The organism is Gilliamella sp. B2887, assembly GCF_026537015.1.
GTDB lineage: Bacteria > Pseudomonadota > Gammaproteobacteria > Enterobacterales > Orbaceae > Gilliamella.
This window is the reverse complement of the sequence record NZ_JAFNMX010000010.1, coordinates 27,780-46,612: the sequence shown is the minus strand read 5'-3', so window position 1 is coordinate 46,612 and position 18,833 is coordinate 27,780. Positions and strand designations below refer to the sequence as shown.

Here is an 18,833-nt window from a genome sequence, read left to right as displayed (position 1 = left end):
TTGCTAGTTATTTTAGCAAGGTTGAAATTTGTTGGCGATGAATTATTTAATAAATAAAAAATTAATTCAGTTTGCTAATTGTTATCAAACCAACTTTCTAAAATAATAACAGCAGAGGTAGCATCAACATGACCTTTTTCAAGAGCACGATAACCACGAGAAGCAAAAATACGTGATTTCGCTTCAACTGTTGATAACCGTTCATCTTGCAGATGAACTTGATAACCAAAGCGTCCATGTAATCGATTAGCAAACTTACGGGCTCTTGCCGTTAATGGCTGTTCTGTTCCATCCATGTTTAACGGTAGACCTACGACTAATAAATCAGGTTGCCACTCATTTAGAATTTTTTCAATATGTTGCCAATTAGGTATGCCGTCACGAGCTTTAAATGAACAAAGAGGATTAGCTGTTCTAGTCACATCCTGACCAATGGCGGCACCAATACTAAAGGTGCCAAAATCAAATGCAATTACTGTTGCCATCGGTTATGCATTACCCATTTGGTGTGAAATAGTGTTCATATTGACGCCCAATGATTCGGCTGCTTTTTCCCAGCGATTTTCAAAAGGAATTTCAAAAATAATTTTAGCGTCAGCATCAGCAACCAACCAATCATTTCTAGCAACTTCATCTTCAAGTTGCAACGGTTGCCAACTGGAATAACCCAATGCCAATAAAAGATCTTTAGGTTGTTGACTGGTACCAATGGATTTTAACAAATCCAGAGATGTGGTTATCATGACATCATCAGAAATTTGAATACTCGATGAAAAACCCGTTTGTGGTGTGTGTAATATAAAGCCTTGTTCTTCTGCAATCGGCCCCCCTGCAAATACAGGATATTCAAGTTCGGCACAATTTCTTGATGCAGTAATTTCAAGACGGGTTAGTATCGTTGAAATATTCAGTTCAATAATGGGTTTATTGATAATAATGCCCATGGCACCATCACGGTTATGCTCACAAATATATACAACAGAACGACTAAATAATACATCGTTCATGTTCGGCATAGCGATAATAAAATGATTTTTTAAATTCATATGCTCACATCTTCAATTGTTTATAAAGCACATTTACCAATTTTAACATTATGCTCAATATCGCAACGTAATAATAATTCTGATTCATTGCTTTCTTCATTGATTGATTCTGATATGATTTCAAAGTTTTGTGAAAGAAAAAAGTTAATTGCATCAGTATTTTTTTATAGACGTGAACAAAAAGTTGATTATAGCGTTGTTTAGCTTTATTAACCAAAGCTTTACCTGTACCTTGTTGACGATAATTTTGTTCAACAAATAACCCTGAAATATAATTTTCAGTTATACCAATAAAGCCTTTAACTCCATCAAGATCTTGAACATACACGGTTGACATTGGGATCAACATTTTTACAATATCAAAATTTTGTTTGAAAAAATTACTATCAATAAAGTTATGTGCTTGTTCATTACCTTGTAACCATATTGCCATGACTTTATCTAAATCAGTACTTTTAAATTCTCTTATCATTTTTAACTCAACTTATTTAATCGACGTTCAATGGCATCCATAAGCATGCCAGTAATTGAAAGATTTGGATTTTCTGCTTCAATTTCACGAACACAGGTTGGGCTAGTAACATTAATTTCAGTGAGTTTATCACCGATAATGTCCAAACCTACAAATAATAATCCTTTTTCTTTTAGAGTAGGAGCAACACTTTTAGCAATATGCCAATCACTTTCGTTTAATGCTCTCACTTCACCATGACCACCTGCCGCTAGGTTACCTCGTGTTTCACCTTTTTGTGGTATTCTTGCTAGACAAAAAGGTACAGGTTCACCATCAACAATTAAAACCCGTTTATCCCCATTTGTTATAGCTGGTATATAAGTTTGCGCCATACAATAACGTGTATTGTGTTCAGTTAATGTTTCAATAATAACAGATACGTTTGGATCGCCTTGCTTGATTCTAAAAATTGAAGATCCTCCCATACCGTCCAGTGGTTTTAAAATAATATCAGAATATTGTTGATGAAACGCTTTGATATGTTGAGTTTGCCGAGTGACCAATGTTTCAGGCGTAAATTGCGCAAACCAAGCCGTAAAGAGTTTTTCATTACAATCTCGTAAACTTTGTGGTTTATTAACCACTAATACACCTTTTGCTTCAGCTCGTTCAAGAATATACGTTGCATATATAAATTCGGTATCAAAGGGTGGATCTTTACGCATCAAAATAACATCAAGATCACTCAATGGTATTGTTTGCTCTTCGGTAAAATCAAACCAATGGGAATGGTCGTTATAAACCTTTAATGTCTTTGTCGTTGCGTAAGCTTCGCCATTACGTAAAAAAAGATCATTCATTTCCATATAAAAAAGTTGGTATCCGCGTTTTTGTGCTTCATGTAGCATAGCAAAACTTGTGTCTTTTTTAATTTTAATATGACTAATGGGATCCATTACTATACCAAGCTTAATCATGGTAACTCCTTACTGACTTTATTAGTTTTATCGACATTTATGATGATAACATATATTTAAGTTATACAAGTTTAAAAGTATATTTGAAACATATTATGATATAGTGTTACCCACTATTATGAGAACATTGCTAACTATCATACTCGTAACTGGTCTAGATGCAAATACAGATTTATTATCTTATTATTAATTCATTAACCTAAATCACCTAAATACACTTGTAAGGCTGTAATTGCTGTAAGAGCTGCAGTTTCCGTGCGTAATATACGTGGACCAAGTAGTATATCAGTAAAATCAAATCGATGTGTCATATTGATTTCAGCATCAGTCAAACCACCCTCAGGACCAATTAATAAACTAATATTATGTTGATCATAAGGTAATTGCTTAACACCATGTTGCGCTTTTGGGTGTAAATTTAACCTTAACGGACTTGTTAAACTTGCGCACCAATTTTCGAGTTTCATTACAGGGTTGATGACGGGTATCACATTACGACCACATTGCTCACAGGCTGAAATCACGATTTTTTGCCATTGTTGGACTTTTTTATTCATTCTTTCTTCGTCTAACTTAACACCACAACGTTCAGATAATAGGGGAGTAATAGTGTTAACGCCTAATTCCACGGATTTTTGAATGGTAAATTCCATTTTTTCGCCACGCGAAATCACTTGTCCTAAATGAATGTTCAAAAGAGATTCACGATTATCTAAAACTGTTTTTGTCGTTTTTACTGTAACTGATTTTTTATTTATTTCATGAATAATAGCAGGGGTGATGTGATTCGAACCATCAAATAAGATGATTTCTTCACCTATTTTCATTCTTAGTACCCGTATAAGATGATTAAACGCATCATCATTTAAAGTAATAAGGCTGTTTTGATTTATGTGAAAAGGTTGAAATATTCGAGTCATAATTACTAATTTCTTCTTATATGTTGCAATAAATTATAGCGTAATTTATCAAGATTCGGTAATCTCTATTTAATGCAGATCAGCAATTGGAATTAACTATGAAAATTAATAGCAAAGACAAAGTAATCGTTGAAGGTCTTACCGTCCTGACAACCATTGGTGTTTATGAATGGGAAAAGACCATAAAACAAAAGTTAATACTTGATATTGAAATGTCATGGGACAATAAACCTGCGGGTGAAAGTGATGATGTTTCACTGTGTTTGGATTATTTTTTGGTAAGTCAAGCGATAACCAGTTTTATTCAATCGACTCAATTTGAGCTTATAGAATGCGTTGCAGAACGTACAGCAGAATTAGTTATACAAAAGTTTGCTGTACAATGGTTAAAAGTGAAAGTTTCAAAACCTAATGCGATTGCTAATGCGTGCAATGTTGCGGTAGTAATTGAACGATCCGCTAGTTAATCGGGGTTTTAATAAATGGTAAACAAGCAAGGTGCTGATAATAATAAAGCACACCGTTTAATTAAAAAATTTGATAATATTGAACCATTTAACATCAATTTTATTAAAACATGGTTGTGGTATCATAGACGAAAAGTGCCAGAGCCAAAAGGAGGGTATCAAGCTTTCAGTCAGACTTGGTGTGAGGCTATTGATCTTACTCTACCCAACGATAGGGTATGGTGGATAGGTCATTCAACGAATTTAATTCGTTTGAATAATAAGATGATTTTAACCGATCCTATTTTTTCTAAGAGAGCCTCACCATTACGAATTTCAGGACCCAAAAGACATACTCCTCCAGCCCTCACGATTGATCAACTACCTAATATTGATTTTGTTTTGATATCGCATAATCACTATGACCATTTGGATAATTATAGTATTCATCAATTGGTTAAGCGATTTCCTAATCTCATCTTGGTTATTCCTTTGGGATTGAAAGAAAAACTTAATAAATGGGGTGCTAAGCAGGTTATTGAACTTAATTGGTATGAATCAATGACATTTGATAATCTCACATTTACTGCAACTCCCGCTAGACATTGGAGTAACCGAGGTCTTTTTGATATTAACACATCATTATGGTGTGGTTGGGTAATGCAGTCAAATGTCAATATTGTTAATAAAACTAAAACGGTTTATTTTATGGGAGATACTGGCTATTCACCAAGTTTAAAAGAGATAGGTCAACGTTTTACTTGTATTGATCTGGCCTTAATTCCAATTGGTGCTTATTCGCCGCGTAGATTGTTGCAATCACAACATATCGATCCTATACAAGCTGTGCAGTTGTATGATGAACTCAATTGTCATGAAGCGGTTGCCATTCACTGGGGAACATTTGAATTATCTGATGAATCATTAGATGAGCCTGCGCAACAATTGTATGAACATCGGGCTGATCGGTACTTTCATCTTTTAAAAATAGGTGGCAGTTTAGCTATTAATCATTATGATTCTGGATTAAAATAACTTAAAAAGGTTTGGATTTTAAACCATATTTAGTCTGTTATTCTTTGCAAGAAAATAGGGAGGAGGTATGAAATTAGCAACGTTTGGATTGACTTGTATCATCTTAAGTTTAATTTTAGTAGGATGTGGAGGTAAGAATGATCAAGGGAGAAAGTATCATTGGTCAAAGGCACATGGCGTTTTAGAAGATTGCCAAGGTATGATGCGTAAATCACAACAATGTGAAAATAATTCAAATAATCAGCAGTTCCTTTTCCAAGTCGATAAGTATTAATATGAGTGCATGGCTTATTTATGCTTTACTTTCAGCCATTACCGCAGCTGGTGTGGCGATCTTAGGTAAAATTGGTTTACAGCAACTCGATGCCAATACAGCCACAGCAATTCGCGCTGTTGTTATGGCGATTTTTTTGGTTGGTGTGGTTGTGGTACAAGGAAAACTCAATCTAATTAATACCTTTTTCAATGATAAAAAAGCATTATTCATTATTGCACTTAGTGGTATTGCTGGTGCGTTATCTTGGTTATTTTATTTTATGGCAATTAAAGAAGGTAAAGTATCGCAAGTTGCACCAATCGATAAATTAAGTGTGGTTTTTGCAGTAGTTTTTGCTGCAATTTTATTTGGTGAAAAGATCAGTTTCTTATCTGGCGTGGGGGTAGTAATGATTGCAGTTGGTGCTATTTTAGTTGCTCTTTTCTGATTACTTTTTAACATAAATCACACCCTATTGAAATAGTGTGTGATTTATGTGTTACAAATTAAACTTCTATATTAAATTTACGAAATTACTTAAGCAATGTATTAAATAGTTCAATCGTCACCAACTCACCTTTATTTACATCACCGCGTTCTTGTTCAAGAATAATAAAACAGTTAGCCTGATTGAACGACTTTGTAATATGTGATCCTTGTTGACCAGTACTAATAACTTCTAATTCTCCTTGATCATCAATTTGTAATTTACCACGTTGAAAATCTAACCGACCAATACTTTTTTTAAGATTGTTTGCGGCTTTTACTTTGAAGCTAAAATCAGTATTAGATGTTGTAAGCCCAGAAAGCGCTAAAATTAACGGTTGAACGAGTTGATAAAAAGTCACCAAGGTTGATACTGGATTGCCAGGTAAACCACAAAACAACGCATTGCCAATTTGTCCAAAAGCAAAAGGTTTACCTGGTTTCATAGCAATCTTCCAAAAATTGATATGCCCTAAATCTTCTAATGCTGTTTTGGTAAAATCAGCATCGCCTACCGAAACGCCACCACTAGTTATTACAAGATTTGCTTGATTTGATGCCGTCACTAAAGCTTGTTTAATTCGGATCGGATCATCAGGAATAATACCAAGATCAATAATCTCACAGTTAAGTTTTGTTAATAATAATTTTAATGTGAAACGATTGCTATCATAAATTTTACCTTTGCCTGATAGAGGCATGCCAATTGGCGTGAGTTCATTACCTGTAGAAAAGATAGCCACTTTCAATTTGTTAAAAATGGTCACTTCGCTAATACCCAGCATTGCCAGTGTTGAAAGTGTAGGTAGTGTTAATTTGGTACCTTGAGTAACCGTTATTGAATCTTTTTTTACATCTTCACCACATCGACGAATATTGTCACCAGATTTGATTTCTTTTAAAAAACAGATTCCTAAATCAGATTGTTTTGTATGTTCTTGCATTACAACTGCATCCGCTTCAATAGGTACAGGGGCACCAGTCATGATACGTAAACAAGTACCTTCGGGCCATTGTAAATGACCAATATCATCACCCGCAAAAATAGCACTAGCTACTGGTAAAATTTTTGATTGCTGTAGATCCGATAGTCTGACTGCGTACCCATCCATTGCTGAATTATCAAATTCTGGTACATTAATTGGCGAAATTATGGGTGTGGCTGTTATTCTGTCTAAAGCGTCAAACAAGGAAACATTCTGAAAAGTCAGTGGTTGCGCTTCAGTAGCGGTTTGTAACATATTTAGTTTAGCTTGTTTGTAGTTGAGTAACATTGATGTGTGCTTTCCTTATGTAAATAATCCGTTATTTTGACAAGAAGTTTCAGGTTAGGTATACGTTTAAGTAAAAAACTTTATTATATTCAATCTTAATGATAACTCAATGTCACAACGTCGCCAAAAGGCGACGTAAGATAGATGACTATACATTAAATAAAAAGTTCATAATATCGCCATCTTGTACGATATAGTCTTTACCTTCAGAACGCATTTTTCCTGCTTCTTTAGCACCTTGTTCACCACCATATTTGATAAAATCATCAAAAGCAATGGTTTGTGCCCGAATAAAGCCTTTTTCAAAGTCGGTATGAATTTTACCCGCTGCTTGTGGGGCTGTATCACCTACGGAGATTGTCCATGCACGAACTTCTTTCACACCCGCGGTAAAATAAGTCTGCAAATTCAGTAAGCTATAACCAGCTCGGATAACGCGATTTAAGCCAGGTTCAGTTAAACCCAAATCATTCATGAATTCATCACGATCAGCATCATCAAGCTCGGCAAGTTCCGCTTCAATTGCTGCACATACAGGAACAACAACAGACTTTTCTTGAGCTGCTATTGCTTTTACTTTCTCTAAATAAGGATTATTTTCAAATCCATCTTCATTAACATTAGCAATGTACATGGTCGGTTTTAAAGTTAAAAAGCTCAAGTATTTAACTGCATCAAGCTCTTCTTTACTCAAATCCAAAAGCAACAGTTTTTTTCCATGCTCTAAATGGGGTAAGCATTTTTCAAGAATTTCGAGTTCAAACTTAGCATCTTTATCTCCACCTTTAGCACGTTTTTGTAAACGTGTCATTGCTCGTTCGCAGGCTTCTAAATCGGCTAATGCAAGTTCTGTATTTATGATTTCAATATCTTCAGCCGGATCAATTTTACCCGCAACATGAATAATATTTTCATTTTCAAAACAACGAACAACATGACCAATGGCTTCAGTTTCACGAATATTAGCTAAAAATTGATTACCTAAACCTTCGCCTTTTGAAGCTCCCTTTACTAATCCTGCAATATCAACAAATTCCATAGTTGTCGGTAAGGTGCGTTGAGGTTTAACAATTTTAGCCAGCTCATCTAAACGTGGATCGGGCATTGGTACTACACCCGTATTGGGTTCGATAGTACAAAATGGAAAGTTAGCTGCTTCAATGCCTGCTTTGGTTAGTGCGTTAAAAAGAGTTGACTTGCCGACATTTGGTAGTCCGACGATACCACATTTAAATCCCATACTAGTTGTTACCTTTAATTAAAAATGTCTTGAATATAAGGGGTAATTATATACTAAATCATGCTATTTATGCCAATGTTCTTATTGACATATTGGTTATAGATATGCATTAGATAGTGATGTATTTTTTAACTCGTTACTCTGCTTAAATTTGTTATACCTGAAGAGCATTATTTAACTTGTTAAATTAATCTTCAAAATTCAAACCAATTTGATAGAGTTGATTCTTTTTTAGACCATAAATTTCAGCAGTAATAGCCGCTGCTTTTTTTAATGGTAGCTCTTTTTGTAATAATTTGAGGGTATTGATGGCTTTCGGATCAATATCATTATTAACTTCTGTATAGCCAGCGACAATTAAGACAAATTCACCTTTTTGACGAGAAGGATCTTGATTTAACCAGTTAATGAGTTCATTGACAGGAAAGCTAACAATGGTTTCCCATGTTTTGGTAAGTTCCTTAGCTAAAACAATTTGCTTATCGGCACCAAAAATAGTTTGCATATCTTTCAGTGTGTCTAATAAGCGGTGGGTCGATTCATAAAAAATCAGAGTGCGAGGTTCAGTAATTAATGAAGCTAAGCTATCTTGTCGTGCTTTACTTTTAGCAGGTAAGAATCCTTCATAAATAAACTTATCGGACGGTAATCCAGCTACCGACAGTGCTGCAATCGCAGCACAAGCTCCAGGAATCGGAACTACTTTTATATCATTTTCACGGCAAGTTTTCACTAAATGATAGCCAGGATCATTGATTAATGGCGTTCCAGCATCTGAAATCAATGCAATTGAAAGACCTGATTGAAGTTTTTCAATCAGAATATGTACTTTTTCTTGTTCATTATGATCATGCAGGGAGAAAAGTTTCGCCTTAATACCTAAATGTTGTAATAATAAACCGCTATGGCGGGTATCTTCAGCAGCGATCAGATCAACACCTTTCAGTGTATCAATTGCTCTAAGGGTAATATCATCTAAATTTCCAATGGGTGTAGCAACAATATATAAAGTCATTAATTTGAGTCACATTAAAATTTCATAGAAAATAGAATAAATCTACTGTACGAACAAGTATTTTATTGTATATACTCACCACTTTCAAAAATAAATTCTATTTTCTGCTATTTGTTATAATAGTGATAATAAATAAAGATGTTGCTGATTAAATGTTGACTATTTGTCGAACAACCCATTGATAATCGAGAACAGAGGGTATATTTGTGCGAATTTAGTAGAAATTCGATGGATCGTAGTTGATTTAAATTGTATCTTTAACTATTTTATTATAGCTAGCATAACAAGGACCCGATATAATAGCTTTATATATTAAAAATGATAGATTATGCTCTTAAAACAATATTAACGAATGAAAGGTACTGCTTTGAAAAAGATTCTTACGCTAACTTGTTTAAGCTTGGTCATTACTGCCTGTACACAATCCAATCCTGCTCAAATTGAAGATATTTCGGATTTTCCTAGTAATTCATCAGAAACAGGTTATTCTAAACCTCCTGTTAATATTTCTACTGGAAGCGGGATTTCTGCACCTTCAGTATCATCAAATGCTCATTCAAAACCGGCACCTGACTCAGTAATGACGTCAAGCTCCAATAGTAATGATGCGAATAATCATGTTAATAATACAAACAGTAATAATGGTGTTGTTGTAACTAACGAACGTGTTTCATATAACCGTAATTATGATGAAATTCCTAAAGGTGGTTATCAAGGTGATACTTATACTGTAAGTCGAGGTGACACATTATATTATATTGCATGGGTAACGGGGAATGATTATCGTTCTTTAGCGGCTAAAAATAATATTAAGAAACCTTATTCCGTTGTAGTTGGACAGGTATTGGATGTAAGTGGGGGAACAACTGTTGTCACACAAAAAGTAACCAGCAATCAAACGACTCAACAAGTGGTAGCTGCCAATCCTCAGTCTACATCAACAGTAATTAAAACTACACCTATCTTAACTACTACCACTACCACTACCACTACCACATCGGGTAAAAATCAAACAACGCCTAATGTTGTTCAGACCGTTGAAACTGTTACTGAACCAGTTAATAGTAGTACAAATAACATAACAACCAATTCGTCAGATACTGGAAAGTCTGTTTCTAAAGTTGCAAATATTTCATGGCAATGGCCGGCAAAAGGCAAAATTATTGAAAAATTTTCTAATTCTAGCAAAGGGATAGATATTGCTGGCGGATTAGGGAATAAAGTAATGGCTGCCGCAGATGGTCGCGTGGTTTATTCAGGTAATGCTTTACCAGGTTATGGTAATTTAATTATTATAAAACATAATGATGATTACTTAACGGCATATGCACACAACCAGTCGATTTTGGTGAAAGAGCAACAAGCGGTTAGAGCTGGAGAGCAGATTGCGACAATGGGCGCCACGGGAACTTCGTCAGTGAGATTGCATTTTGAAATTCGTTATAAAGCAAAATCCGTTGATCCTTTAAAATATCTATCAAAAAATTAATCATTATTAACTGTAAAACAGTTAATATATCGAATTTACAAGTATTATAAAGATTATTTAAGTTAAACAGTTTTATTCTACGTAACAAAGGAGTTAGACTCATGGCAGTAAAAAAATTAGTTCTTATTCGACATGGAGAAAGTGTTTGGAATCAAGAAAACCGTTTTTGTGGTTGGACTGATGTTGATTTATCTGATAAAGGTAATAAAGAAGCAGCTGAAGCAGGTAAATTATTGAAACAAGAAGGTTTCCAATTTGATTATGCTTATACTTCTGTTTTAAAACGTGCAATTCACACTTTATGGCATGTGTTAGATGAAGTTGATCAAGCTTGGTTACCTGTTGAAAAATGTTGGAAATTAAATGAACGTCATTATGGTGCACTACAAGGTCTAAATAAAGCTGAAACTGCGGCTAAATATGGTGATGAGCAAGTAAAATTATGGCGCCGTGGTTTTGCAATTACGCCTCCTGCACTTGAAAAATCGGATGAGCGCTTTCCTGGACATGATTCACGTTATAGCCAATTACCTGAATCAGAATTACCATTGACTGAGAGTCTAGCGTTGACAATCAAACGTGTACTTCCTTATTGGGAATCAACAATTGCACCGCGCGTTGCTAAAGGTGAACGGGTAATCATCGCTGCTCATGGTAACTCTCTTCGTGCTTTAGTTAAACATTTAGACAATATCAGTGACGATGATATTATTGAATTAAATATCCCAACTGGTGTACCATTAGTGTATGAATTTGATGACAACATGAAAGTTATCAAACATTATTACTTAGGTAATGCTGATGAAATCGCAGCAAAACAAGCAGCTGTTGCTAACCAAGGTAAAGCGAAATAATTAAGCTTTAACCATTAAAAAGGTAAGTTATGCAACTTACCTTTTTTCAATCAAAACTATCTCTGTTATCCATTAATTTTATCCTTGAGAGTCTTATTTTGTCGAAAATATACTATATTTATGCCGTAATGAATGCAGGTAAATCTACTGAATTATTACAAATTGACCATAATTACTTAAGTAATAATATGCAGACTTTATTGCTTAAATCTTCGGTCGATACTCGTGATTCGGCAGTTGAAATTGTTTCACGTTTAGGTTTGCGTAAAAAAGCATTACAACTTGATGACAATAGTGTTGATGAAATCATTGAATTAATAAAGAAAAATAATTACGCTTGCATACTCATTGATGAAAGCCAATTTTTATCTCAAAGCACTATCTGGAAACTATCTGATGTGTGTGATGAATACGGTATACCGATGATGTTTTTTGGTTTAAAAACGGATTATATGGGACATTTATTTGAAGGTTCAAAAACATTATTAGAAATTGCCGACAATTTTAGAGAACTAAAAACAGTTTGCTGGTGTGGAAAAAAAGCAACCATGAATTTGCTTGAAGGAAAAGATGGGCAAATTGTTAAGTTTGGTAATTCAATTCATTTAGGGGACAGTGAGTTTCATTCAGTTTGTCGCAAACATTGGAAAGCTGGACAGATTAGACCTAAACAATAATTTTCACAATATTTCACACTTATTCAATCAAACTAATCAATTTGCTGTTTTTATTATTTGATTTTGTAAAAGTGTGAATGACCTCTCATTTTAATGATTTTTCTTTGTCGATTTCTGATGATTTATGTCATATTGACTGAAACGATTCAGTGTTGTTTTCTTAATCATAAGAGGAATTATCATGAGAGTTCAATTAGTTTCATTAGCTGCGATACTTAGTTTAGCTAGTTACAGTGCCGATGCTAAAGAATTCATATTAACGGATGTTGATAAGGGTCTTGCTAAAGGTAACTGGTCAATTTCGAGTCAAGATTTAGGTATAAAAGCGCATAAATTTACTGTCAAAAACACTGTGCTTCAAGGTGGTAAACAAGATGGTACTGAACTTTTAACCATTGCTAGTGACAACCTTACAATCAAATTAATTCCAAGCCGTGGATTAGGTATTTTATCTGTCGTTGGTGATGGCATCCGTCTGGGATGGGATTCACCCGTAGATGAAGTTGTCAATCCTAAATACCTAAATTTGGAAAGTCGCGGTGGATTAGGTTGGTTAGATGGTTTTAACGAATTGATGGTACGTTGTGGTTTTGAGTGGACTGGTCATGCAGTGCAAGCCGATGGCATGATGTATACACTTCATGGACGAGCACAAAATACTCCAGTATCAAAATTGATTGTTAATGTATTAGACAAAGCACCCTATACCATATCAGTAAAAGGATTAATTAAAGAAAATACTTTCAAAAAAAGTAATTTTGAAACTTGGGTATCGCTGAGTTACATGCCAGGTAATAAAGATTTCACTGTTCATGATGTGGTTACCAATAAGGGCGATTATGCTCGTGATTATCAAATTATTTATCACAGCAATTATGGCACACCGATTCTTGAAGAGGGCGCTCGATTTGTTGCACCAGTAAAAGAAATTTCCCCCTTTAATGATTACGCCAAAGAAGGCTTAAAAACATGGCAAACGTATTTAGGTCCAACTAAAAACTTTGATGAAATGGTCTTTAATATTTATCCTTATGCCGATGATCAAGGACAGACTCAAGTAATGATTACTAACAAAGGGGGGGATAAAGGCGCTGGTATATCGTTTAATACCAATCAATTACCTGTTTTTACCTTGTGGAAAAATACTGATACTCTAAAACAAGGATATGTAACAGGATTAGAACCTGGAACCAGTTTTGCTTATCCAGTTACGATTGAGCGTGAACAAAAACGTGTCCGCCAATTAGAACCAGGGCAAAGTACCGAATTCACCTTAGTTTACAGTTTATTATCAAGTAAAAAAGCTGTTGAGCAATATGAAGCACAAATTAAGTCCATACAAAGTAATCAAGAAACCAAAGTGATTGAAACACCACTGGCGAAAGAATAAATTTGTGGAACACAACTAACAGGGAAGTTAGTTGAAATATAATTGTTTATTACTTCATAAATCGATTATTTTCATGCTCATGAACGCATCGTTATTTATTGGCAAATCTTGCTATTTTTTTAACAAAAAAAATGCATATAACATTGATTCGATACAATAAATTATCTCATTAAGGTTCAAAATCAATTATCTACGTAGATGCTCACTTGATAGCGACCTCTTATATCGGTATGATTATTTATATTTAATTATTTAAAATCAATTTTTGAAATTTATAAACGTTAAATGCAGCTTGAATAATTATCAAGAGTTATCTGATTTTATCGTGTTTGAAATGATTGATATTATTATGGTAAATCCAAGAGAATTTTTATGATTTACGATATGTGATTAATCAACTAACACAATTTTTCATAGACTGGTGACAACTGATATTGTCTCTGACCCTATGACAAAATTAGAGGGTATTTATCGTTGTTTTGATTGCACGTTCTCCTTTATTGAAAAACAGAATTGGAATGAGTGCGTTTTCAATAAGTTGATATAAAAGTTTGGCTTGATTTTAAATAAAATAGGAATAAATATGACAGTAAAACGACTAGTAATTGGTATCAGTGGCGCAACGGGTTTTGCTTATGGCATTAAAGCTTTAGAGCTTTTAAAACCATTGGATATTGAAACACATCTAGTAATTTCAAAAGCTGCACAATTAACGCGCTCTTACGAAATACCTACTATGAGTTTGACTCAAATTGAATCATTGGCGGACAAAGTTTATTCCTTCAATAATGTTGGTGCAGCTATTGCTAGTGGTTCCTTCAAGACTATGGGCATGCTCGTTGCACCTTGCTCAATGCGATCTTTAGCTGCAATAGCCCAGAGTTTATCGGATAATTTATTAACTCGTGCGGCAGATGTCGTACTAAAAGAACGTCGCCGTTTGGTAGTAATGATAAGGGAATCCCCCCTTCATTTAGGCCATATAAAAAACATGGAGATGGTCACTCTAATGGGGGGAGTGATCTTTCCACCTGTACCAGCACTTTATCAACATATTGACAGTATTGATGATATGATCACCCACAGTGTAGCACGAGCCCTTGATCTATTTGATATCGATATCCCGTCACTACCACGCTGGGGTGAAGATATGCACTTAAATATCAAGCCAGAATAACGTATGTTAATCGATCCTAAAATTCTTAAATTTATCAAAATTAACCATATATTAACACTGAGTGTCATAACACCAGATAATTCACCATGGGCGTGTAATGTGTTTTATGTATTGGATGAGGTGCCGTTTAATTTGTATTTTTTAACTGAATTAAAAACAGAGCATGCTAAGGCGATGTTAATGCACCCGAATGTAGCAGGCACTATTACAGTTGAACCTAAAACAATTGCTCAGATTCAAGGGATCCAATTTCTGGCACAAGCAAAACAGTTACAAGGTGAGCAAGCTAAAGATGCTTATAGACAATACTATCGTGCATTTCCCTTTGCCAGAATGATGAAGGCACCAATTTGGTCTTTACAGCTGCAACAGATAAAAATGACGAACAATCTTTTAGGTTTTGCCCATAAAACGCATTGGCAACGAAAGTGAATTCTAGTTGATAGTAGCTCAGTAATAAAAAGTCAATGGCTTAAATTTAAACATGTTAAACTTCTATCTCATCAAGTTTTACAGGAGTTTTTCATGCTTATTTGGGTTGTATTTAAAAAATAGAATGATAGAAAGTATTCTGATATTTAGTATTCATGCAACAAGTAAAACAGCAATTTGCTTCTAAAAATAATCTCAATTATCAGATACCCTTACCCAACATTAAACAGACACAAAATTTAACTCAAAACTAACAGATTATAACTTTCTGTTAGTTTACTGGGTAATGCTCAGTTAGAATTAAATTAATGCTCAATCTTACTAAGATTTATTAACAGCTGTTTACAAAATATTGCGTAATGCGATTGTCTTGTGTTAATTCAGGATGAAATGCACAAACCAAAATTTTACCTTGCTTAGCCATTACACAACGCCCATCAATAAAAGCAAGTTGTTCCACTTGTTTACTTGCTTTGGCAATATAAGGAGCACGAATAAAAACTGCTGGAATTTTTTTGCCGATTAACTTAACATCTAACCGTGTTTCAAAGCTGCTAATTTGTCGACCAAAACCATTACGTTCAACATTAATATCGATTAACGAAAGCTGTTCGATTTCATTATGGGTGGTCGTTTTTCCACATAATACTAATCCAGCACATGTTCCTAAAATACCTTTACCTTGTTGAACAAATTGTTTAATGGGCTCAAACAGTCCATTTTGTTTTATCAAACGGCTAATTGTAGTTGATTCTCCACCAGGAATAATCAAACCGTTTAGTTTAGCTAATTGCTCAGGATTTTTCACTGCTATCGCTTGCACGTTATCTAAACTGTTTAGCATAGTGATGTGTTCACTCACTGCTCCTTGTAAATTGAGCACACCAATTTTTTTTAAATGATTGGATATTTTCGATTTTGTCATTACCAACCTCGTTCTTGCATACGTTCCGATTCGGTAAGTTTACTGATGTCTATTCCTTTCATTGCTTCACCTAAGCCTTTTGATAATTCTACCAAACGTGGGTAATCATCAAAATAGGTTGTCGCTTGCACAATTGCTTTAGCAAATTTTTCAGGATTTTGTGATTTAAAAATACCGGAACCAACAAATACGCCATCAGCCCCTAGTTGCATCATCAGTGCTGCATCGGCAGGAGTTGCTATGCCTCCAGCAGCAAAATTGACAACTGGTAATTTCTCAAGTTGTTTGATCTGTTCGACAAGCTCAAAGGGTGCACCAATTTCTTTAGCAAAAGTCATCAATTCATCGTTCGATTTACTGATAACTATTCGAAGTTGCTCATTAACTTTACGCATATGGCGCACCGCTTCAACAATATTACCCGTACCGGGCTCGCCTTTGGTTCGTAACATTGATGCTCCTTCACCAATGCGGCGCAATGCTTCGCCTAAATCACGACAACCACAAACAAATGGCACGGAAAAATGGCTTTTAAGCAAATGATATTGTTCATCGGCAGGGGTTAATACTTCACTTTCATCAATATAATCGACGCCTAATGATTCTAACATCCTAGCTTCAACAATATGCCCAATACGTGCTTTTGCCATGACAGGAATCGTCACTGCCTTCATTACCTGCTCTACTATCGTTGGATCCGCCATTCGGGCAACACCTCCAGATGCTCGTATGTCTGATGGTACTCGTTCTAAAGCCATTACAGCAACAGCTCCTGCTTGCTCGGCAATTTTGGCTTGTTCGGCATTAACAACATCCATAATTACCCCTCCTTTTTGCATTCGAGCCATGCCACGTTTAACCGTTTGGGTACCTGTCACTTGATTCATATTTGCTCCTAGTAAAGTTCTGAATAATAAAGTTTGTGAGTTGGTTTTTATTATTCATAAAGATAAGAGTGGAATAAACGGCCAATTGGACTATAATTAACCCATCCAATTTTATTTTTGTGTTCGGTTTAAATCAGGCAGTTGGAATGCATTTTTAAACATTACTTAAATAACTTTTGTCTCAAAACGATAATTTCGTTTTGCAATGCAGATCGCAACAAAGTTTATATCATCAATAAAAGAATTATACGCTTGAGCCAACTTATCGGTTTCTTTGTTCGAAATAAAATTTTTTTATATGAAAAGGCATTTTACTTCGTCAAAAAATAACCTTATAAAAATCATAATGGCAGTAGAAAAAACACAATTAATAATCGTTTCAAAAAATTAAATTTATCACCACGATACAAAAAGAGCAAAATATGTGGCATAAACAAAAACTTGAACCTTTTAAAGGTCCATTATTCAAAAAAGTTATTCAACTCATTGAATATTATATTGAACAGGGGATTTTAATTTCTGGTGAGAAATTACTTTCGGAGCGAGAACTGGCTAAACAATTGCAGGTTAATCGCTCAACAATTGTACATGCGTTGAACCTTTTAACTGAACGCGGTGTATTAATTCGTAAACGAGGTAGCGGTACTTATATAAATAATCAGAAATGGGGGGTACAAGTTTACTCGACAATTAATTGGCGTTTACCTAGGCATTTTTATCAAAACAAACAAACACTGTATCAGCAAAAAATTGACAAAATACGAAACAGCAAAAATCAAATATATGATCTTGCTAATGGAGATTTACCCACAGATTTAATCCCTAAATTACATTTACCCAACATTTCGTCGCAAGAATTAATTATGCACGAAAAACAGAGTGATTTGATGCAGTTGGGTTTACCTTCTCTCAAAGAACAGATTGCAAACTACATGAAAACCTGTTTTGCTATGAAAGTTAATCGTGATGAGATCCTAATTACTTCAGGTACTCAGCAATCATTATTTTTAATTACGCAGGGTTTACTGAAACCAGGAGATGCGATAGGCATAGAATCTCCTTCATACTTTTATTCTTTACCATTATTTCAAGCGGCCGGATTACGATTATATGGTATAGAATGTGATCATCAAGGCATAGTGCTTGAAAGTTTAACAAAAGTAGTCGAACAACATCAAGTTAAATGGTTGTTTTTAAATCCTGTATTTCAAAATCCAATGGGATTTGTTATGAGTGATAAACGAAAAAAGAGAATACTTGATTTTTGTCGTTCACAATGTATTGGTATTGTCGAAGATGATGCCTATAGTAATTTAGCCTTTAAGAATAATTTAGCGATTTCGCCGATTAAAAAATTTGATAATAGTGATCAGGTCATTTATTTAGGCTCATTATCTAAATATATCGGTCGAAATATTCGAATTGGATGGATGATTGCTCCTAGAACCGTTATTGAAAACCTAGCTAAAATCCGCCAACATATAGATTCAGGATTAAGTATTTTACCTCAGTTATTGGCAGAACAATATTTGCAAAACCATTATCTAGCCCATCAACAATTGTTACGCCATAAATTAAAATGCCGATCAGAGCAATTAATAGATTGGTTAAACTCGAAATTCAATGGTGAGATAACTTATCAAGTGTCATTAGGTGGATTTCATTTATATGCCAATTTACCGGTGACAAATCCGGTTCAAGAATTAATGTTTTTAAATCAACTGTTATCACAAGGTATGATAGTTGCACAAGGTTCAGATTTTGGGGATAGCTTAGGTAAAGTCAGATTGAGTTATGGACATTTTATTCAGAATTTGATTTGATGAGCAAATTCAAATTATTTTATCTGTTAA

21 protein-coding genes are annotated in these 18,833 nt (G+C 34.6%); 11 read left to right on the top strand and 10 right to left on the bottom strand.

Annotation, left to right across the window (positions count from 1 at the left end; genetic code table 11):
* Positions 1-74: 74 nt before the first annotated feature.
* The 5 genes from ruvX to rsmE form a co-directional block, all read right to left on the bottom strand.
* Positions 75-485, bottom strand: coding sequence for a Holliday junction resolvase RuvX (gene ruvX, locus J3U13_RS08655; RefSeq protein WP_267341493.1), 411 nt, complete (start codon positions 483-485; stop codon positions 75-77).
* Between the two features lie 3 nt (positions 486-488).
* Positions 489-1,046 carry a YqgE/AlgH family protein gene (locus J3U13_RS08650; protein ID WP_267341492.1) on the bottom strand — a complete coding sequence of 186 codons (558 nt, stop codon included), beginning with the start codon at positions 1,044-1,046 and terminating at the stop codon, positions 489-491.
* A 4-nt stretch (positions 1,047-1,050) separates the two neighbouring features.
* On the bottom strand, positions 1,051-1,518 hold the full coding sequence (locus tag J3U13_RS08645) for a GNAT family N-acetyltransferase (protein ID WP_267341491.1): 468 nt from the start codon (positions 1,516-1,518) through the stop codon (positions 1,051-1,053).
* A 2-nt stretch (positions 1,519-1,520) separates the two neighbouring features.
* Positions 1,521-2,477, bottom strand: a complete 957-nt coding sequence (gene gshB, locus J3U13_RS08640) for a glutathione synthase (RefSeq protein ID WP_267341490.1) — start codon at positions 2,475-2,477, stop codon at positions 1,521-1,523.
* 194 nt (positions 2,478-2,671) lie between these two features.
* Positions 2,672-3,397, bottom strand: coding sequence for a 16S rRNA (uracil(1498)-N(3))-methyltransferase (gene rsmE / locus J3U13_RS08635; RefSeq protein ID WP_267341489.1), 726 nt, complete (start codon positions 3,395-3,397; stop codon positions 2,672-2,674).
* Positions 3,398-3,495: 98 nt separating this feature from the next.
* On the opposite strand from rsmE, the gene folB reads away from it, so the two are divergent.
* From folB to J3U13_RS08615, 4 genes are all read left to right on the top strand, one after another.
* A complete protein-coding gene (gene folB / locus J3U13_RS08630) occupies positions 3,496-3,864 on the top strand; it encodes a dihydroneopterin aldolase (RefSeq protein WP_267341488.1) in 369 nt (122 codons plus the stop codon).
* Positions 3,865-3,879: 15 nt separating this feature from the next.
* Positions 3,880-4,878 carry an MBL fold metallo-hydrolase gene (locus tag J3U13_RS08625; RefSeq protein WP_267341487.1) on the top strand — a complete coding sequence of 333 codons (999 nt, stop codon included), beginning with the start codon at positions 3,880-3,882 and terminating at the stop codon, positions 4,876-4,878.
* A 67-nt stretch (positions 4,879-4,945) separates the two neighbouring features.
* Positions 4,946-5,152: a hypothetical protein gene (locus J3U13_RS08620; RefSeq protein WP_267341485.1), complete on the top strand. Its 207-nt coding sequence runs from the start codon at positions 4,946-4,948 to the stop codon at positions 5,150-5,152.
* 1 nt (position 5,153) lies between these two features.
* A complete protein-coding gene (locus J3U13_RS08615) occupies positions 5,154-5,582 on the top strand; it encodes an EamA family transporter (protein WP_267341483.1) in 429 nt (142 codons plus the stop codon).
* A gap of 85 nt (positions 5,583-5,667) precedes the next feature.
* On the opposite strand, the gene moeA is transcribed toward J3U13_RS08615, so the two are convergent.
* The 3 genes from moeA to rsmI form a co-directional block, all read right to left on the bottom strand.
* Positions 5,668-6,894, bottom strand: a complete 1,227-nt coding sequence (gene moeA, locus J3U13_RS08610) for a molybdopterin molybdotransferase MoeA (protein ID WP_267341482.1) — start codon at positions 6,892-6,894, stop codon at positions 5,668-5,670.
* 148 nt (positions 6,895-7,042) lie between these two features.
* A complete protein-coding gene (gene ychF / locus J3U13_RS08605) occupies positions 7,043-8,134 on the bottom strand; it encodes a redox-regulated ATPase YchF (protein ID WP_267341480.1) in 1,092 nt (363 codons plus the stop codon).
* A gap of 187 nt (positions 8,135-8,321) precedes the next feature.
* Positions 8,322-9,149 (bottom strand): 16S rRNA (cytidine(1402)-2'-O)-methyltransferase, encoded by an 828-nt coding sequence (gene rsmI / locus J3U13_RS08600; protein WP_267341478.1) that lies wholly within the window; start codon positions 9,147-9,149, stop codon positions 8,322-8,324.
* 367 nt (positions 9,150-9,516) lie between these two features.
* Here rsmI and nlpD point away from each other — a divergent pair, with 367 nt between their 5' ends.
* The 6 genes from nlpD (at position 9,517) to J3U13_RS08570 (ending at position 15,168) form a co-directional block, all read left to right on the top strand.
* Positions 9,517-10,638, top strand: a complete 1,122-nt coding sequence (nlpD, locus tag J3U13_RS08595) for a murein hydrolase activator NlpD (RefSeq protein WP_267341477.1) — start codon at positions 9,517-9,519, stop codon at positions 10,636-10,638.
* A gap of 101 nt (positions 10,639-10,739) precedes the next feature.
* Positions 10,740-11,492, top strand: a complete 753-nt coding sequence (gene gpmA / locus J3U13_RS08590) for a 2,3-diphosphoglycerate-dependent phosphoglycerate mutase (protein WP_267341475.1) — start codon at positions 10,740-10,742, stop codon at positions 11,490-11,492.
* Positions 11,493-11,590: 98 nt separating this feature from the next.
* Positions 11,591-12,169 carry a thymidine kinase gene (locus J3U13_RS08585; protein WP_267341473.1) on the top strand — a complete coding sequence of 193 codons (579 nt, stop codon included), beginning with the start codon at positions 11,591-11,593 and terminating at the stop codon, positions 12,167-12,169.
* Between the two features lie 181 nt (positions 12,170-12,350).
* Positions 12,351-13,559: an aldose 1-epimerase family protein gene (locus tag J3U13_RS08580; RefSeq protein WP_267341471.1), complete on the top strand. Its 1,209-nt coding sequence runs from the start codon at positions 12,351-12,353 to the stop codon at positions 13,557-13,559.
* 583 nt (positions 13,560-14,142) lie between these two features.
* Entirely contained in the window at positions 14,143-14,736 is a 594-nt protein-coding gene (locus J3U13_RS08575) for a UbiX family flavin prenyltransferase (RefSeq protein ID WP_267341469.1), read from the top strand.
* A gap of 3 nt (positions 14,737-14,739) precedes the next feature.
* Entirely contained in the window at positions 14,740-15,168 is a 429-nt protein-coding gene (locus tag J3U13_RS08570) for a pyridoxamine 5'-phosphate oxidase family protein (RefSeq protein ID WP_267341467.1), read from the top strand.
* Positions 15,169-15,499: 331 nt separating this feature from the next.
* Here J3U13_RS08570 and pdxT read toward each other — a convergent pair whose 3' ends face one another.
* Both pdxT and pdxS read right to left on the bottom strand, forming a co-directional pair.
* Positions 15,500-16,093 carry a pyridoxal 5'-phosphate synthase glutaminase subunit PdxT gene (gene pdxT / locus J3U13_RS08565; RefSeq protein WP_267341465.1) on the bottom strand — a complete coding sequence of 198 codons (594 nt, stop codon included), beginning with the start codon at positions 16,091-16,093 and terminating at the stop codon, positions 15,500-15,502.
* Complete coding sequence (gene pdxS, locus J3U13_RS08560) at positions 16,093-16,980, bottom strand: pyridoxal 5'-phosphate synthase lyase subunit PdxS (RefSeq protein ID WP_267341463.1); 888 nt, start codon at positions 16,978-16,980, stop codon at positions 16,093-16,095. Before pdxS ends, pdxT begins: the two co-directional genes overlap by 1 nt.
* Positions 16,981-17,402: 422 nt before the next feature.
* Here pdxS and J3U13_RS08555 point away from each other — a divergent pair, with 422 nt between their 5' ends.
* Positions 17,403-18,803 (top strand): PLP-dependent aminotransferase family protein, encoded by a 1,401-nt coding sequence (locus tag J3U13_RS08555; protein WP_267341461.1) that lies wholly within the window; start codon positions 17,403-17,405, stop codon positions 18,801-18,803.
* Positions 18,804-18,833 lie beyond the last annotated feature (30 nt).

What these genes read in the sequence shown, in the direction of transcription:
- J3U13_RS08570 (WP_267341467.1), top strand. Translation starts at nt 14,740, where the DNA reads ATGTTAATCGATCCTAAAATTCTTAAATTTATCAAAATTAACCATATA.
- rsmE (WP_267341489.1), bottom strand. Translation starts at nt 3,397, where the DNA reads ATGACTCGAATATTTCAACCTTTTCACATAAATCAAAACAGCCTTATT.
- ruvX (WP_267341493.1), bottom strand. Translation starts at nt 485, where the DNA reads ATGGCAACAGTAATTGCATTTGATTTTGGCACCTTTAGTATTGGTGCC.
- folB (WP_267341488.1), top strand. Translation starts at nt 3,496, where the DNA reads ATGAAAATTAATAGCAAAGACAAAGTAATCGTTGAAGGTCTTACCGTC.
- J3U13_RS08650 (WP_267341492.1), bottom strand. Translation starts at nt 1,046, where the DNA reads ATGAATTTAAAAAATCATTTTATTATCGCTATGCCGAACATGAACGAT.
- J3U13_RS08620 (WP_267341485.1), top strand. Translation starts at nt 4,946, where the DNA reads ATGAAATTAGCAACGTTTGGATTGACTTGTATCATCTTAAGTTTAATT.
- gshB (WP_267341490.1), bottom strand. Translation starts at nt 2,477, where the DNA reads ATGATTAAGCTTGGTATAGTAATGGATCCCATTAGTCATATTAAAATT.
- J3U13_RS08615 (WP_267341483.1), top strand. Translation starts at nt 5,154, where the DNA reads ATGAGTGCATGGCTTATTTATGCTTTACTTTCAGCCATTACCGCAGCT.
- J3U13_RS08575 (WP_267341469.1), top strand. Translation starts at nt 14,143, where the DNA reads ATGACAGTAAAACGACTAGTAATTGGTATCAGTGGCGCAACGGGTTTT.
- pdxT (WP_267341465.1), bottom strand. Translation starts at nt 16,093, where the DNA reads ATGACAAAATCGAAAATATCCAATCATTTAAAAAAAATTGGTGTGCTC.
- ychF (WP_267341480.1), bottom strand. Translation starts at nt 8,134, where the DNA reads ATGGGATTTAAATGTGGTATCGTCGGACTACCAAATGTCGGCAAGTCA.
- rsmI (WP_267341478.1), bottom strand. Translation starts at nt 9,149, where the DNA reads ATGACTTTATATATTGTTGCTACACCCATTGGAAATTTAGATGATATT.
- J3U13_RS08645 (WP_267341491.1), bottom strand. Translation starts at nt 1,518, where the DNA reads ATGATAAGAGAATTTAAAAGTACTGATTTAGATAAAGTCATGGCAATA.
- moeA (WP_267341482.1), bottom strand. Translation starts at nt 6,894, where the DNA reads ATGTTACTCAACTACAAACAAGCTAAACTAAATATGTTACAAACCGCT.
- pdxS (WP_267341463.1), bottom strand. Translation starts at nt 16,980, where the DNA reads ATGAATCAAGTGACAGGTACCCAAACGGTTAAACGTGGCATGGCTCGA.
- J3U13_RS08580 (WP_267341471.1), top strand. Translation starts at nt 12,351, where the DNA reads ATGAGAGTTCAATTAGTTTCATTAGCTGCGATACTTAGTTTAGCTAGT.
- J3U13_RS08625 (WP_267341487.1), top strand. Translation starts at nt 3,880, where the DNA reads ATGGTAAACAAGCAAGGTGCTGATAATAATAAAGCACACCGTTTAATT.
- gpmA (WP_267341475.1), top strand. Translation starts at nt 10,740, where the DNA reads ATGGCAGTAAAAAAATTAGTTCTTATTCGACATGGAGAAAGTGTTTGG.
- J3U13_RS08555 (WP_267341461.1), top strand. Translation starts at nt 17,403, where the DNA reads ATGTGGCATAAACAAAAACTTGAACCTTTTAAAGGTCCATTATTCAAA.